Raw genomic sequence first — 14,744 nt, 5'->3', positions numbered from 1 at the left:
CCCGGTGCCGGCGGCTTCGGCGGCCCGCGTCCCGGCGGCGGCGGTCGCGGCCGTGGACCCGGCGGCGGCACGGCCGGTGCGTTCGGTCGCGGCGGCGGCAAGAGCAAGGCCCGCAAGTCGAAGCGCACGAAGCGTCAGGAATTCGAGATGCGGGAGGCCCCGTCGCTCGGCGGCGTCAGCGTCCCGCGCGGCGACGGCAACACCGTCATCCGACTTCGTCGCGGCTCCTCGATCTCCGACTTCGCCGACAAGATCGACGCCAACCCGGGTTCGCTCGTGACCGTGCTGTTCCACCTCGGTGAGATGGCCACGGCGACGGAGTCGCTCGACGAGGCCACCTTCGAGGTGCTCGGCGCCGAGCTCGGCTACAAGATCCAGGTCGTCTCGCCCGAAGACGAGGACAAGGAGCTCCTCGAGGGCTTCGACATCGACCTCGACGCCGAACTCGAGGACGAGGGCGACGACGTGCTCGAGCAGCGGCCGCCGGTCGTGACCGTCATGGGCCACGTCGACCACGGAAAGACCCGCCTGCTCGACGCGATCCGCAACGCGAACGTCGTCGCGGGCGAGGCCGGCGGCATCACCCAGCACATCGGTGCCTACCAGGTGCACACCGAGCACGAGGGCATCGAGCGCGCCATCACCTTCATCGACACCCCCGGTCACGAGGCGTTCACCGCCATGCGAGCCCGTGGTGCCCAGGTCACCGACATCGCGATCCTCGTGGTGGCGGCCGACGACGGCATCATGCCGCAGACGATCGAGGCGTTGAACCACGCGCAGTCGGCGAACGTGCCCGTCGTCGTGGCGGTCAACAAGATCGACAAGGAAGACGCGAACCCGCAGAAGGTGCGCCAGCAGCTCACCGAGTTCGGGCTGGTCGCCGAGGAGTACGGCGGCGACGTCATGTTCGTCGACGTGTCGGCCCGCAACGACATCGGCATCCAGGACCTGCTCGACGCAGTGCTCCTGACCGCCGACGCCGGTCTCGACCTCCGCGCGAACCCCAACAAGGACGCGCGCGGCGTCGCGATCGAGGCGAAGCTCGACAAGGGCCGCGGCGCGGTCGCGACCGTGCTCATCCAGTCGGGAACGCTGCGCGTCGGCGACGCGATCGTCGCCGGCACGGCCTACGGCCGCGTCCGCGCGATGACCGACGAGAACGGCGACGCCGTGCAGGCCGCGACCCCGTCGCGTCCGGTGCAGGTGCAGGGCCTCTCGAGCGTGCCCCGCGCCGGCGACACCTTCCTCGTCACCGAGGAGGACCGCACCGCGCGTCAGATCGCCGAGAAGCGCGAAGCCGCCGAGCGCAACGCCCAGCTGGCCAAGGCCCGCAAGCGCATCTCGCTCGAGGACTTCACCCGTGCACTCGAAGAGGGCAAGGTCGAATCGCTCAACCTCATCATCAAGGGTGACGTCTCGGGTGCCGTCGAGGCGCTCGAGGAATCGCTCCTCAAGATCGAGGTCGACGACTCGGTGCAGCTGCGCATCCTCCACCGCGGTGTGGGCGCCATCACCGAGAGCGACGTCAACCTCGCGACGATCGACAACGCGATCATCGTGGGCTTCAACGTGCGACCCGACACGAAGGCGCGCGAGCGCGCCGCTCGCGAGGGCGTCGACATCCGCTTCTACTCGGTCATCTACAACGCGATCGACGAGATCGAGGACTCGCTGAAGGGCATGCTCAAGCCCGAGTTCGAAGAGGTCCAGTCGGGTGTCGCCGAGATCCGCGAGGTGTTCCGCTCCTCGAAGTTCGGCAACATCGCCGGTGTCATCGTGCGGTCCGGAACGATCACGCGAAACGCCAAGGCACGCGTCATCCGCGATGGCGTCGTCGTCGGCGACAACCTCGCGATCGAGTCGCTGCGTCGCTTCAAGGACGACGTCACCGAGGTGCGCACGGACTTCGAGGCCGGCATCGGGCTCGGCAAGTTCAACGACATCCAGGTCGGCGACGAGATCGAGACCACCGAGATGCGGGAGAAGCCCCGCGCGTAGGTCGAGCAACGGGTCCCCTCCGTCACCCCGGTGACGGAGGGGACCCTGCCCCGATCCACGTTCGAGGCGGTCGGGCCGGCCCAGCATGGTCGACCCTGCCACGAGAGGAGACACTGCAATGGCAGATCCGGCACGCGCCAGGAAGATGGCCGACCGCATCAAGGAGATCGTCGCCCGGCGACTCGACAAGGGCCTCCGCGACCCGAGACTCGGCTTCGTCACGATCACCGACGTCCGCGTCACCGGCGACCTCCAGCACGCGAGCATCTTCTACACCGTCTACGGCACCGATGAGGAGCGCCGCGACTCGGCGCTCGCACTGAAGGCGGCCACCGGCATGCTCCGCAGCGAGGTGGGCCGCAACATCACCGCCCGTCTCACCCCGTCGCTCGAGTTCATCCTCGACGCGATCCCCGAGAACGCCGACCACATCGCGGCACTGCTTCGCGAGGCGCGCGAACGCGACGCCGAGACCGAGGCGGCGGCGAGCACCGCCGAGTACGCGGGCGACGCCGATCCGTACGTGAAGCCCCGCGAGTACGACGAGGACGACGACCTCGACGACGACGACCTCGACGACGACGACGACGGGTCGACGACCGCGAGCTGATCGGGTCTCCCCGTAACGCGCGAAGAGCGCACGTCGTCAGGGCGTGCGCTCTTCGCGCGTTACGGGGCGATGGGCGGCTGCTCGCCTGACCGGTCAGGACTCGGGCAGCGCGAACCCGTCGGGGCCCGCGACCGCGAGCCCGTCGTGTACGAGCGTCGCGATCACGCGATCGAGCCGGGACGCATCAGGCCACGTCGCGTCGAGTTCGGCCCGCGTGAGCGGCCGATGCGCGGCCCGCAACTCGCGCATCACGAGCCCCCGGATCTGCCGGTCGGAACCCTCGAACCGTGCCTGCTTCGCGCTGCGAGGGCCGTCGTACTCGGGGCGCCCGGCGATCAACCACGCGCATCCGGCCGCGATCGGGCACGACTCGCAGGCGGGAGCGCGGGCGGTGCACACGGTCGCTCCGAGCTCCATCGCGGCCGCGTTGAACGTGCGCGCCGCGGCATCCGCCGCAGGCAGCAGGGCGCCCATCGCCGCCAGATCGCGTGTCGTCGACGGCGGACCGGGGTGCTCCTGGCCGAGCACGGCCCTCGCGATCACGCGACGCGTGTTGGTATCGACCACCGGATGCCTCGCGCCGAACGCGAAGGCGGCGACGGCGCGAGCCGTGTAGGGGCCGACGCCCGGCAGCGCGAGCAGGTCGTCGAGATCGCGGGGGACCTCGCCGCCGTGGCGCTCGACGATCGCGGTCGCCGCGCGGTGCAGCCACAGCGCGCGCCGCGGATACCCCAGCCGGTCCCAGGCCCGCACGGCCTCGGACGGGGGAGCGGAGGCGAGGTCGGCCGGCGTGGGCCATCGCTCGAGCCAGGCGTGCCAGCGGGGGATCACGCGGGCGACCTGGGTCTGCTGCAGCATGAACTCGCTCACGAGCACGCCCCACGGCGAGACGTCGACGGCGCGCCACGGCAGCGGCCGCGCGGCATCCGCGAACCAGTCGTTCACGGCCTCGGCGAGGTCGGTCGCTGGGGGGTCTGCGGGCATCCTCCAAGCCTACGAGCACGGATGCCGCGCACGGCCCGCGCGGCTAGCATGGGCGCATGGAACTGGTGACGACGCCGCGTGTGAGCTTCCTCCGCGAACTCGCCGACGAGATCCTGCGGCAATACGGCCTCGGCCGCATGATCGTCGCGATCGACGGACCGGTGCGCAGCGGCAAGACGGTATTCGGCGACGACCTCGCGGCCGTGCTCCGCGAACGCGGGCACCGCGTGTTCCGCGCGAGCATGGAGGACTTCCACCGCTCGCGCGAGGCGCAGGACGTCTACGGCCCCGACACCGCCGAGCGGTACTTCCGCTACGCGTTCGACGAATCGGCGCTGCGGCGGGTGCTCGTCGAGCCGTTCCGCATGGGCGGCTCCACGGCGTTCGTGACCGCGGTCTTCGACCCCGCACGCGACGCATGGATCGAGCCGAAGTGGGTCACCGGGCCCGCCGACGCGATCCTCGTGATCGACGGCCGGTTCGTGCTGCGGCCGCGGCTCGCGCAACTGTGGGACGTGCGCATCGCCCTCGAGGGCGAACCCGTCGACGCCGCCGACCGCCTCGCCTACGACGAACGGGACCCGCGCGCCGAGGCATCCGTCGTCGTCGACGACCGCGACCCGTCGAACCCGCGATTCGTACGCGCCGAGAGGGCCGATCAGGCCCGGTCGTAGGGTCCGGCGCGCGGGCGCTGAACGAGCCCGATCAGACGGAACGTCCCCAATTCGGGGGACAGATCGATCTCGGGCTCGAAAGCGGTGGACGTGTTGCCTCCACCACCGCCATACTGAAGGTTCACAGCCCTTTTCCCCCGGCCGTGCGAACCCCCAGCCCCACCCGAAGACCCGCCTCTCGGTGCGCCCACGTGGCGCCTCGAGCCGTCGCGCATGCGCGACCCCGGCTTCACGCAGGTTCGCCGCCATCCGATCGATGGAGACCCCCGAATGCCCAACCCCAGTGGTTCGGTGCGCGCTGCCCAGCGCCTGCGGCGTACGCGCGCGAATTCCGATTCCCCCGGCCTGTGGCGACGCGCCGCAGCCGTGCTGACCACCCTGGCCCTCGCCGGCGGGCTCGCCGTCGTCGGCGCCGCCGCGCCGGCGAGCGCGCACCACAACACGATCACCGGGAAGGTCGTCTGCGCCGCCGACGGCAGCGCGTCGATCGAGTGGACCGTCAAGAACTCCGAGTCGAACCGCGACGAGACGATCACCGCCTCCTCCGACACGGCGCTCGTGCCGGTGGGCACCGAGATCAAGAAGGCGAAGTCGGCCACGTTCGTCCAGGACGACGTCGCGGTCGGAACGGTGAAGCTGACCCTCAGCGGCAGCTGGCCGTCGTCGGGTGCGACCAGCACCGACTCCGGCAGCGTCACGGTCACCGCCGGCCAGTGCGACGGCGCCCCGAACGTCAAGAAGGTCACGATCTGCCACGCGACCGGCAGCGCGACCAATCCGTACGTCCGCATCACCGTCTCGGTGAACGCCTTCTTCACGGCCGGTCACGACGACCACCAGGGCAAGGGCGACATCTACCCCGCATTCACCTACGAGAAGCAGGGCAAGACGATCACCGTGCCGAAGCAGGGCGACCAGAGCCTGCTCGCCTACGAGGACTGCGCGAAGCCGTTCGACTGGAACTGGGAGTACGCGGCCCCCACCTGCAAGGCGCTGACCGTGGTCTACCCGACCGACATCCCGTCGGGTCAGGCCAATGACGTCAACGTGCGCATCATCGCCGACGGCAAGGAGCTCACGCTCAACTTCCACAAGGAGCGCGGCACCTGGTCGGGCGAGCAGCGATTCGTCTTCGCCGATCACCGTGCCTGGACCGATCCCGATGTCTGGTCCGTCGTCTGGGTGCAGGTCGCCGGAACCAACTACCACTGGGAGGGCAAGGTCGACTGCGGCGACGCCGTGACGGTCTGCCACTGGGACGCGAGCACGGGCGGCTACGAGCGGGAGACCCTCGCGGTCAAGAAGTTCTTCTCGGGCCGGCACGACGCGCACGAGAAGGACATCTTCCCCACGTTCACGTGGACCGACTGGTGGATCTTCTTCCCGATCCAGAAGACGCAGCCCGAGCAGGGCGACCAGTCGCTGCTCCAGTACCCCGATTGCGTGAAGCCGCCGACCGAGGTGCCCGCACCGCCGGCCCCGGCGTTCTCCGACACGTGCGGACCCGACAACGAGGTGTTCACCGAGCCGGTCGACACCGACTCGCTCGACTGGACGACCACGTACGGCGCGGGCTTCATCGAGGTCACGTTGACGGCGAAGCCCGGCTTCGCGTTGCCGGTCGGAGCGCAGACCGAATGGACCTACCCGGTCGACGACGAGCCGTGCGTGGTGGTGCTCGAGGGCGTGCCGTCGTTCGCCGACCAGTGCGGGCCCCAGAACGAGTCGCTGACGGTTCCGTCGAGCACCGACAAGGTGCTCTGGGCTTCGTCGCGTGAAGGTGCGGTCGTCACGGTGACGGCGACCGCGAAGGCCGGCTTCGCGTTCCCGGCGGGCACGAAGACGTCGTGGGAGTTCACCGTCGACGACGCGCCGTGCGTGGTGGGCCTCGAGGGTGCGCCCTCGTTCACCGACGCCTGCGGTCCCGACAACGACGAGCTGAGCGTTCCCGAGAGCACCGACTCGGTCGCCTGGGCCTCGACTGAAGAGGGCGGTGTCATCACGGTGACGGCGACCGCGAAGCCCGGCTTCGTCTTCCCGGCGGGCACGAAGACGTCGTGGGAGTTCACCGTCGACGACGAGCCGTGCATCATCGAGCTCGTCGGCGCGCCGAGCTTCACCGACGCCTGCGGTCCCGACAACGACGAGCTGACCGTTCCCGAGAGCACCGAGACGATCGAATGGTCCTCGACCGAGGAGAACGGCGTCATCACGGTCACGGCGACCGCGAAGCCCGGCTCCACGTTCGAGGGCGGGCTCCAGGCATCCTGGACCTTCACCGTCGACGATGAGCCCTGCGTCGTCGAGCTCGTCGGCGCTCCGACGTTCGCCGACGTCTGCGGACCCGACAACGAGACCCTCGTGGTCCCCGAGAGCACCGAGACGGCCGAGTGGACCGAGAGCGAGGCCGACGGCGTCATCACGGTGACGGCCGCCGCGAAGCCGGGCTACGCCTTCGCCGAGGGCACGACGACCGAGTGGGCCTACGCGGTCGACGACGCCGACTGCATCGAGCCCACGCTGACGGGTTCGACCGCGGTGGGGCAGTGCGTCGCCGACGCGCCGTGGATCTTCTACGACGTCGAGCTGATCGACCCCGACCAGCAGTCGACCGGCAACGTCGTGTCGCTCGTGCTGAGCGACGGCACCGACACCGAGACGATCGAGCTCGGTGAACTGGTGGACGGGAAGCTGTCCGGCCAGCACCTCTGGCCCGGTGCGTCCGTCGGAGACGACGGCGTCACGGCCACCGGATGGCCGGGCTGGGAACAGCTCGCCGACGGCACTTGGCAGGAGACCGACGGCAACTTCGCCTGGACCCGTGACATCGACACGGCCGTGCTGAAGGTCAACCCCGAGCTCGCGATCGACCTCGCATACCCCGACGCGACGCCCGAGTGCGCCGAGCCCGGCGGGGTCGGCGGCGGCGAAGTGCCTCCGGCTCCGCCCGTGTCCGGTGACGGCGACGGCGACGGTTCCGTCACGGCCGAGGCCGGCGGCACCGGGCTCGCGAGCACCGGCTTCGCGGGCACGACGATCGCGATCGTCGCCGGCATCATCGTGCTGGCCGGTGCGGCGTTCCTCGCGATCGCCCGCATCCGCCGCAAGCGCGCGTAGCGTCCACCGTTGCACGAAGAGGGGGTCCGGTTCGCCGGGCCCCCTCTTCCGCGCTGCGAAGAGGGGGCCGGCCGAGACCCGGCCCGCCGAGACCCGACCCGCCGGCGAGCCGGTCAGCGCAGGTCGATCACCCGGTCGGCCGGCAACGGATGCCCGAGCGACTCGACCTCGTGCACGAGGCCGACGAGCGCCGCGTTCACGGGGGCGGCGAGCCCGGCGGCGGTCGCCTCGCGGACCACCGCGCCGTTCAGGAAGTCGATCTCGGTCGGCTGCCCGCGGCGGAGGCTCTGCTGGGTGGAGCCCCGGTTCGTCTCCCAGCCCATGCGCGCCACGAGGTCCGACGGAACCGAGGTCGCGTCCTCGAGCGACGACGACGCGAAGGCCCGCAGGCCGGTGTCGTCGAGGCCGTTCAGACTGCCGAAGCGCACCCCGCGAGCGATGCCGACGCGCACGCATTCGTGCATCGACGCGGTCAGGGTCCGGAGGAGGCCGGGATGCGCGACGACCTCGCCGAGCGTGACGCCGACGATCGCGGGCACGGCGTTGACCATGTTGACGACGAGCTTGGTCCACTGCGCGCCGCGGAAATCGTCGATCGCGCGCACCGGCACCGCCTCGGAGAGCACCTCGGCGATGCGCACGGCGGTCTGCCCGGCCGGCCCGTCGCCGCGGCCGAGCCCGCTCTCCGCGGCGGCCGTCACGTGCACGAGCCCTGGGCCGGAGTGGTCGGCGGCGATGAGCGAGAGCAGGCCGAGGCAGGTCGAGGACGGCAGGAGACGCTCGGCGGTGTCGACGCCTTCGAGCCCGTTCTGGACGACCACCACGGTCGCGCCGTCGACGAGTGCCCGGTTCGCGGCGACGGCGGCCTCGGCGTCCTGCGCCTTGGTGCACACGAGCACGAGCTCGGGTCGTCGCGTCAGCCGCTCGTTCGCGGTGACCCGGGCGGTCACGTCGCCGTAGGCGCCGGTCAGGCGGATGCCGGCCGATCGGATCGCGGCCAGCCCGTCGCCGCGCGCGGTGACCTCGACCCGGTGCCCGACCCGGTCGAGCAGGGCCGCGAACGTGCCGCCGAGCGCGCCTGCGCCGATGATGCCGATCTCCACGACTCCAGCGTAGGGCGGCCGCGGCGGGCCCGGTCGCACGCGGCTGTTAGCCTGTACCGCGTGAACAGCGGCATCCTCCTCGTCGACAAGCCGCAGGGGATCACCAGCCACGACGTGGTCGCTCGAACGCGGCGCCTCGCCGGCACGCGCAAGATCGGCCACGCGGGCACGCTCGATCCGATGGCCACCGGGCTGCTCGTGCTCGGCGTGAACTCCGCGACCCGACTCCTCACCTACCTGGTGGGGCTCGACAAGGAGTACGTCGCGACGATCCGCCTCGGCGCGACCACGACGACCGACGATGCCGAGGGCGAACGCCTCGATGCGGCATCCGCCGCGCTCGTCGGCGCGGTCGACGAGCCGCGCATCACGGCCGGCATCGCGAAGCTCACGGGCGAGATCGACCAGGTCCCGAGCGCGGTCAGCGCGATCAAGGTCGACGGCAAGCGGGCCTATCAGCGCGTGCGCGACGGCGAGCAGGTCGAGTTGAAGGCCCGAACGGTTACGATCTCGGCGTTCGAGGTGCTCGCGATGCGGCACGTCGCCGCATCCGGCGACGATCCCGCGTTCGTCGACCTGGACGTCCGGGTCGAGTGCTCCTCGGGCACCTACATCCGGGCGCTCGCCCGCGATCTCGGCTCCGATCTCGGCGTCGGCGGGCACCTCACGGCGCTGCGCCGCACGCGCATCGGACGGTTCCCGGTGGCCGAGGCATCCGCGCTCGAAGACCTCGACGTCGCGTCGGCGCTCATCGGTGCCGCGGATGCCGCGGAGCTGGCGTTGCCGGTCGTGCGGCTGAGCGAGCAGCAGGCCGTCGACCTCGGCCACGGCAAGCGCATCGACGCGACCGGAGCTCCCGCGACGTCGAAGGGCGAGCCCATCGCGGCGGTCGTCGAGAACGGCGGGGTCCGTCGTCTCGTCGCGATCGTCGAGCGTCGCGGCGAGGCCCTGAAGGTGGTCGTCGGGTTCCCGGCCGACGAGGCCGCATCGTGATCGAGTGGTTCATGTGGGTGCAGCTCGGGGTCGCGGTCGCGGCCGGGCTCCTGTGCCTCGGCCTCGGGTTCGCGGGCCGCGTGCCGAGCGACCTGTCGAACGGGGCGCTCGCGCTCGTCGAGCTGCTGCTCGTGGTGCAGGTCGTCGTCGCCGTTCTCGCGCCGGCCTTCGGCAACACCCCGACCGGCAACCCGCTCGAGTTCGGCATCTACCTCTTCGCCGCGCTGCTCATCCCGCCGGCGGCGATCTTCTGGGCCCTGCTCGAGCGCAGCAGGTGGAGCACGGTCGTGCTCGGCGTCGGGGCGCTGTCCGTCGCCGTCATGCTGTACCGCATGTTCCAGATCTGGACCGTGCAGGTCGGTTGAGCGCGGTCTGAGAGAATCGAACGACATGTCTGAATCGCCCGCGCCCCCCGTGAACACCGCGAACGCCGGCGGCGTCGCCGAATCCGCGGCGACCCCGGCCGGCGGTTCGGCCGGTCGCTCGCGCATGAGCGGGGTCGGGCGGGTGCTCGTCGCGGTCTACGCCGTGCTCGCGGTCGCCGCGACCGGGCGCTCGTTCTACCAGATCGCGACGAAGTTCGACGAGGCGCCGGTGGCGTACTCGCTGTCGGCGCTCGCGGCGGTCGTCTACGTCGTGGCGACGATCGCCCTCGTGCGTCGTGGTCGGGTCTGGTATCGCATCGCGTGGGCGACGCTGGTCTTCGAGTTCACGGGCGTCGTCGTGGTCGGCGTGCTCAGCGTGCTCGACCCCGAGCTGTTCCCGCACGACACGGTGTGGTCCTACTTCGGCCGCGGCTACGTGTTCATCCCGCTGGTGCTGCCGGCGCTCGGCATGTGGTGGCTCGCGCGCCACCGGCCCGGTCGCGACGACGAGGCCGCCGACGGGGCGGATGCCGCGTGAAGACGTTCAAGGGCATCGACGGCGTTCCGGCCGGCTTCGGGCCGAGCGCGGTCACGATCGGCAAGTTCGACGGCGTGCACATGGGCCACCGAGCGCTCATCGAGCGCATCCGGGCGATCGGCGCCGCCGACGCGCTGGCGACCGCCGTCGTGACGTTCGACCGCAACCCGCTCGCGCTGCTCGCGCCCGACAAGTGCCCCGAGCCGCTCGTGAGCGTGCGGCAGAAGCTCGAGCTGCTCGCCACGACCGGGGTCGACGCGACCCTGATGCTGCCGTTCGACCGGGCGCTCGCCTCGGTGCCCGCGGCCGAGTTCGTCGAGCGCGTGCTCGTCGAGGCGCTCGACGCGCGCGTCGTGCTCGTGGGCCGCGACTTCCGCTACGGCGCCAGGGGAGCGGGCGACGTCGACCTGCTCATCGAGCTGGGCGCCGGGTTCGGCTTCGCGGTCGAGGTCGTCGACGACGTGCGCCCCGAGAACGAGCGCCGGGTCTCGTCCACGTGGATCCGCGAGATCCTCGCCGAGGGCGACGTGCGTCACGCCACGAAGCTGCTCGGCCACGCGCCCACGGTCTCGGGCATCGTCGTGCACGGTGCGAAGCGCGGTCGGGAGCTCGGGTTCCCGACGGCGAACCTCACGCCCGAGTCCGAGGGGCTCATCCCGGCCGACGGCGTCTACGCGGGCTGGCTGACCGACGCCGGCACCCGGTATCCGGCGGCGATCTCGGTCGGCGACAACCCGACGTTCGAGGGGGTCGCGGCGAAGCAGGTCGAGGCGTACGTGCTCGATCGCGACCTCGACCTCTACGACCACGTGGTCGACGTCGAGTTCGTCGAGCGCATCCGGGGCATGGTGGCGTTCACGAGCATTCCCGACCTCATCCAGACGATGCGCGGCGACGTCGACCGCGTGAAGCAGATCCTCGCGTGACGGGCGCCATCCCGGCGATCCCGTCGGATGAACCCGCGCGCCCGCTCTGGTCCGGGCGCGCGTTGGCGCTCGTCGGCATCCTGCTCGTGGCGTCGAGCCTGCGCACGGGCGTCGCGTCGCTGTCGCCGATCATCTCCCGCATCGACGCCGACATCCCGTTGCCGCCGGCGCTGGTCGGCCTGCTCGGCATGCTCCCGCCGTTGTGCTTCGCGGTGTTCGCCTTCCTGACCCCGGCCATCGCGAAGCGCCTGGGGTTGGAGCGCACGGTCGTGGTCGCGCTCGGCGTGCTCGCGATCGGATTGGCCGGGCGGGGGCTCGCTCCCGAGGCGGTGTCGCTGATCGTCGCGAGCGTGCTCGTGTTCGCGGCGGTCGGCGTCGGCAACGTGCTGCTGCCGCCGCTCGTGAAGCGCTACTTCGCCGATCGGGTCGGTCTCGTGACCACGCTGTACGTGTCGATCATCTCGGTGAGCACGTTCGTGCCCCCGCTGGTCGCGGTGCCGGTGGCGGATGCCGCGGGGTGGCGCGTCTCGCTCGGGGAGTGGGCGCTCGTCGCGCTCGTCGCGCTCGTGCCGTGGGCGGCCCTGCTCATCCGCCCGCGTGCGATCGGCGCGGAGGCGTTGCCCGAGGAGGTGGGCGGCGGGCAGGTCCGGCGGGCGCTGGGTTCCCCGATCGCGTGGGCGCTCGCGACCATCTTCGCGGTGTCCTCGGTGAACGCGTACGTCATGTTCGCGTGGCTGGCGAGCATCGTCACCGACGTCGCGGGGGTCACGAGCGCCCAGGCCGGCGCCCTGCTCTCGCTCTTCGCCGCGATGGGACTGCCCGCGGCCCTGCTCGTGCCGATCGTCGCGGCGCGCTACGACCGGGTGCGCACGCTCGTCTCGGTGTCGGTGGTCGCGTTCCTGCTCGGCTACGGCGGGCTCCTGCTCGCGCCCGACGCCGCGATCTGGCTGTGGGTCGCCCTCATCGGCACGGGCCCGTTGCTGTTCCCGCTCGCGCTCGTGCTCATCAACCTGCGCACGCGCACCCATGAGGGATCGATCGCGTTGAGCGGCGTCGTGCAGTCGGTCGGGTACCTGATCGCCGCCGTGGCCCCGATCGGCATCGGGCTCGTGCACGAGGCCACCGGCGGGTGGACGGTGCCGCTCGTGATCCTCGGGGCGACCGCCGTGCCCGCGGCGATCGCCGGGTTCCTCGCCGCACGGCCCGGCTACCTCGAAGACGACCGCCGCTCACGAGGGGCGTAGGCGGCCGGCTCGCGCTCAGCCGGCGAGGGCCCGTCGGTGCACGAGGGCGGCGGCGCCGATCAGCGGGCCGCCAGCACCGGGTGCGCATCCAACGCCCGATGCTGCTCATATGAGCACGATCCGCCGCGAGTGTTGCCGATGCGCGAGCACGTGCCTACGCTGGGAACGGCGGAAGGAAACGTGTGGACGAGATCGACGAACTCCTCTCGATCCGAGCGGCCGAGCTCTACTACGAGGAGAACAAGACGCAGGACGAGATCGGGCAGGCGCTCCGCCTCACCCGATGGAAGGTCGGCCGGCTCCTCGCGCAGGCGAAGCAGCAGGGGTTCATCCGCATCGAGATCCTGCATCCGCGTGCCAGGCGCCTGCCGATCGAGCGTCGCCTCCGCGACGAGCGCGGCCTCGCCGACGCCGTGGTCGTCTCCTCCGCCGGCGTGACGTCGGCCGAAGAGCTCCAGGCGCGCACCGCCCAGGCGGCGGCCGACTACCTCACCTCCCTCCGCCCGGTGCCGCGCACCCTCGGCGTCAGCTGGGGCCGAACCCTCTTCGAGATCTCGCAGCACCTGCGCAACGGCTGGGCCTCGGGCGTCAACGTCGTGCAGATCAACGGCGGCGTGAGCCTGAACCGCCGACCGGGCACGGCCGCGGCCACGGCGGTCGGCATCGCGCAGAAGGCCGGCGGCAGCGCCACGCTCCTGCCGAGCCCCGCCATCCTCGAGCGGCTCGAGACGAAGCACGCCATCGAGGCCGACCGGGTCGTCGCGGGCGTCATCGACCTCGCGCGCTCGGCCGACGCCTACCTCTTCAGCGCCGGCGCCGCCGACCACACCTCCGTGCACGTCGAGAGCGGCTACCTCTCGGAGTCCGACGTCGACCTGCTCGTCGCGAAGGGCGCCGTCGGCGACGTCGTCGGCCGGTACATCGACTCCGACGGCAACATCGTCGACCCGGCGCTCGACGCGCGCACCGTCGGGCTGACCCTCGACGAACTGCGCGCGGCGTCCCTCGGCGTCGCCGTGATCGCCGGTCGCGCCAAGCACGCGGTCGCCGACGCGGTCGTGCGCAGCGGACTCTGCTCGGTGCTCGTCACCGACGAGGCGACCGCCCTCCACCTTCTCGACGGCTGACGCCCGTCGTCGCCAACCGACTCGAAAGCCAGGTCGATCCCATGACAGGAACCTCTCTCATCACCGCCAGGGAGCGCGCGCTCGCGGTGCTCGGCGGCGAGCCCGACGACGCGACGCTGCGCAGGTACCTGCACGGCATCCCGGGCGTCGACGCCGTCGGACTCGAGCAGCGCGCGGCCGGCCTCGGCACCCGCAGCATCAAGACCGCCTCGAAGGCGTGGGCGCTCGACCGCATCATCTCGCTCATCGACCTCACCACGCTCGAGGGCGCCGATACGCCCGGCAAGGTCCGCTCGCTCGCGGCGAAGGCGCTGAACCCCGACCCGGCGGATGCCACGACCCCGCGCGTCGCCGCCGTGTGCGTGTACGGCGACATGGTGCCCTCCGCGGTCGACGCGCTCGGCGCCGCCCACGGCGACCCCGACGACGGTCTCATCTCGGTCGCGGCGGTGGCCACGGCGTTCCCGAGCGGGCGCGCCTCGCTCGAGATCAAGCTCGCCGACACCGCCGAGGCGGTCGCGGCCGGCGCCGACGAGATCGACATGGTCATCGACCGCGGCGCGTTCCTGGCCGGCCGGTACGGGCTCGTCTTCGACCAGATCGCGGCCGTGAAAGAGGCGTGCCGCCGCGCCGACGGCACGAGCGCGAGCCTCAAGGTGATCCTCGAGACCGGTGAGCTCGTGACCTACGACAACGTGCGCCGCGCGTCCTGGCTCTCGATCCTCGCGGGCGGCGACTTCATCAAGACCTCGACGGGCAAGGTCCCGTCGGCCGCGACGCTGCCCGTCACGCTCCTCATGCTCGAGGTCGTGCGCGACTGGCACCTGGCCACCGGCCAGCGCATCGGGGTCAAGCCCGCGGGCGGCATCCGCACCTCGAAGGACGCGATCAAGTACCTCGTGACCGTCGCCGAGACGGTCGGCGAGGAGTGGCTCGTGCCGCACCTGTTCCGCTTCGGCGCCTCGAGCCTGCTGAACGACGTGCTGCTCCAGCGCCAGAAGCTCGCGACCTCGCACTACTCCGGCCCCGACTACGTCACGATCGACTGAGACGAGAGCACGA

Annotated in this window: 13 protein-coding genes; 11 read left to right on the top strand and 2 right to left on the bottom strand. The window is 71.5% G+C overall.

Features of this window, described 5'->3' with window-relative positions; genetic code table 11:
- Nucleotides 1-2,001, top strand: a 2,001-nt coding sequence (infB, locus tag GQQ92_RS12840; protein WP_156999690.1) for a translation initiation factor IF-2, incomplete at its 5' end; no start/stop codon positions are given.
- 118 nt (nt 2,002-2,119) lie between these two features.
- On the top strand, nt 2,120-2,611 hold the full coding sequence (gene rbfA, locus GQQ92_RS12835; protein ID WP_156999689.1) for a 30S ribosome-binding factor RbfA: 492 nt from the start codon (nt 2,120-2,122) through the stop codon (nt 2,609-2,611).
- A 93-nt stretch (nt 2,612-2,704) separates the two neighbouring features.
- On the opposite strand, the gene GQQ92_RS12830 is transcribed toward rbfA, so the two are convergent.
- Nucleotides 2,705-3,595 carry an HhH-GPD family protein gene (locus tag GQQ92_RS12830; RefSeq protein ID WP_156999688.1) on the bottom strand — a complete coding sequence of 297 codons (891 nt, stop codon included), beginning with the start codon at nt 3,593-3,595 and terminating at the stop codon, nt 2,705-2,707.
- Nucleotides 3,596-3,651: 56 nt separating this feature from the next.
- On the opposite strand from GQQ92_RS12830, the gene GQQ92_RS12825 reads away from it, so the two are divergent.
- Entirely contained in the window at nt 3,652-4,269 is a 618-nt protein-coding gene (locus GQQ92_RS12825; RefSeq protein ID WP_156999687.1) for a nucleoside/nucleotide kinase family protein, read from the top strand.
- Nucleotides 4,270-4,635: 366 nt separating this feature from the next.
- Nucleotides 4,636-7,386: a hypothetical protein gene (locus GQQ92_RS16840; protein WP_232057679.1), complete on the top strand. Its 2,751-nt coding sequence runs from the start codon at nt 4,636-4,638 to the stop codon at nt 7,384-7,386.
- Between the two features lie 113 nt (nt 7,387-7,499).
- Here GQQ92_RS16840 and GQQ92_RS12815 read toward each other — a convergent pair whose 3' ends face one another.
- Nucleotides 7,500-8,489, bottom strand: coding sequence for a ketopantoate reductase family protein (locus tag GQQ92_RS12815; RefSeq protein ID WP_156999686.1), 990 nt, complete (start codon nt 8,487-8,489; stop codon nt 7,500-7,502).
- A gap of 51 nt (nt 8,490-8,540) precedes the next feature.
- On the opposite strand from GQQ92_RS12815, the gene truB reads away from it, so the two are divergent.
- The 7 genes from truB to deoC all read left to right on the top strand — a co-directional run bounded on the left by truB (nt 8,541) and on the right by deoC (nt 14,731).
- Entirely contained in the window at nt 8,541-9,482 is a 942-nt protein-coding gene (truB, locus tag GQQ92_RS12810) for a tRNA pseudouridine(55) synthase TruB (RefSeq protein ID WP_156999705.1), read from the top strand.
- The gene (locus tag GQQ92_RS12805; RefSeq protein ID WP_156999685.1) at nt 9,479-9,847 is read left to right on the top strand and encodes a hypothetical protein; all 369 of its coding nucleotides are present in this window, start codon (nt 9,479-9,481) and stop codon (nt 9,845-9,847) included. The genes truB and GQQ92_RS12805 overlap by 4 nt, the downstream gene beginning before the upstream one ends.
- Nucleotides 9,848-9,971: 124 nt before the next feature.
- Entirely contained in the window at nt 9,972-10,385 is a 414-nt protein-coding gene (locus GQQ92_RS12800) for a hypothetical protein (protein ID WP_156999704.1), read from the top strand.
- On the top strand, nt 10,382-11,311 hold the full coding sequence (locus GQQ92_RS12795; RefSeq protein WP_156999684.1) for a bifunctional riboflavin kinase/FAD synthetase: 930 nt from the start codon (nt 10,382-10,384) through the stop codon (nt 11,309-11,311). The genes GQQ92_RS12800 and GQQ92_RS12795 overlap by 4 nt, the downstream gene beginning before the upstream one ends.
- Nucleotides 11,308-12,555: an MFS transporter gene (locus GQQ92_RS12790; protein ID WP_232057678.1), complete on the top strand. Its 1,248-nt coding sequence runs from the start codon at nt 11,308-11,310 to the stop codon at nt 12,553-12,555. The genes GQQ92_RS12795 and GQQ92_RS12790 overlap by 4 nt, the downstream gene beginning before the upstream one ends.
- A 182-nt stretch (nt 12,556-12,737) precedes the next feature.
- On the top strand, nt 12,738-13,682 hold the full coding sequence (locus GQQ92_RS12785; RefSeq protein ID WP_156999683.1) for a sugar-binding transcriptional regulator: 945 nt from the start codon (nt 12,738-12,740) through the stop codon (nt 13,680-13,682).
- 41 nt (nt 13,683-13,723) lie between these two features.
- Nucleotides 13,724-14,731 carry a deoxyribose-phosphate aldolase gene (deoC, locus tag GQQ92_RS12780; RefSeq protein ID WP_156999682.1) on the top strand — a complete coding sequence of 336 codons (1,008 nt, stop codon included), beginning with the start codon at nt 13,724-13,726 and terminating at the stop codon, nt 14,729-14,731.
- Nucleotides 14,732-14,744 lie beyond the last annotated feature (13 nt).

Origin of the sequence: Agromyces terreus (assembly GCF_009749465.1) — a bacterium.
GTDB classification, from domain to species: domain Bacteria; phylum Actinomycetota; class Actinomycetes; order Actinomycetales; family Microbacteriaceae; genus Agromyces; species Agromyces terreus.
Note: the sequence above shows the minus strand (reverse complement) of the source record. Positions and strands in the feature narration are given on the sequence as shown.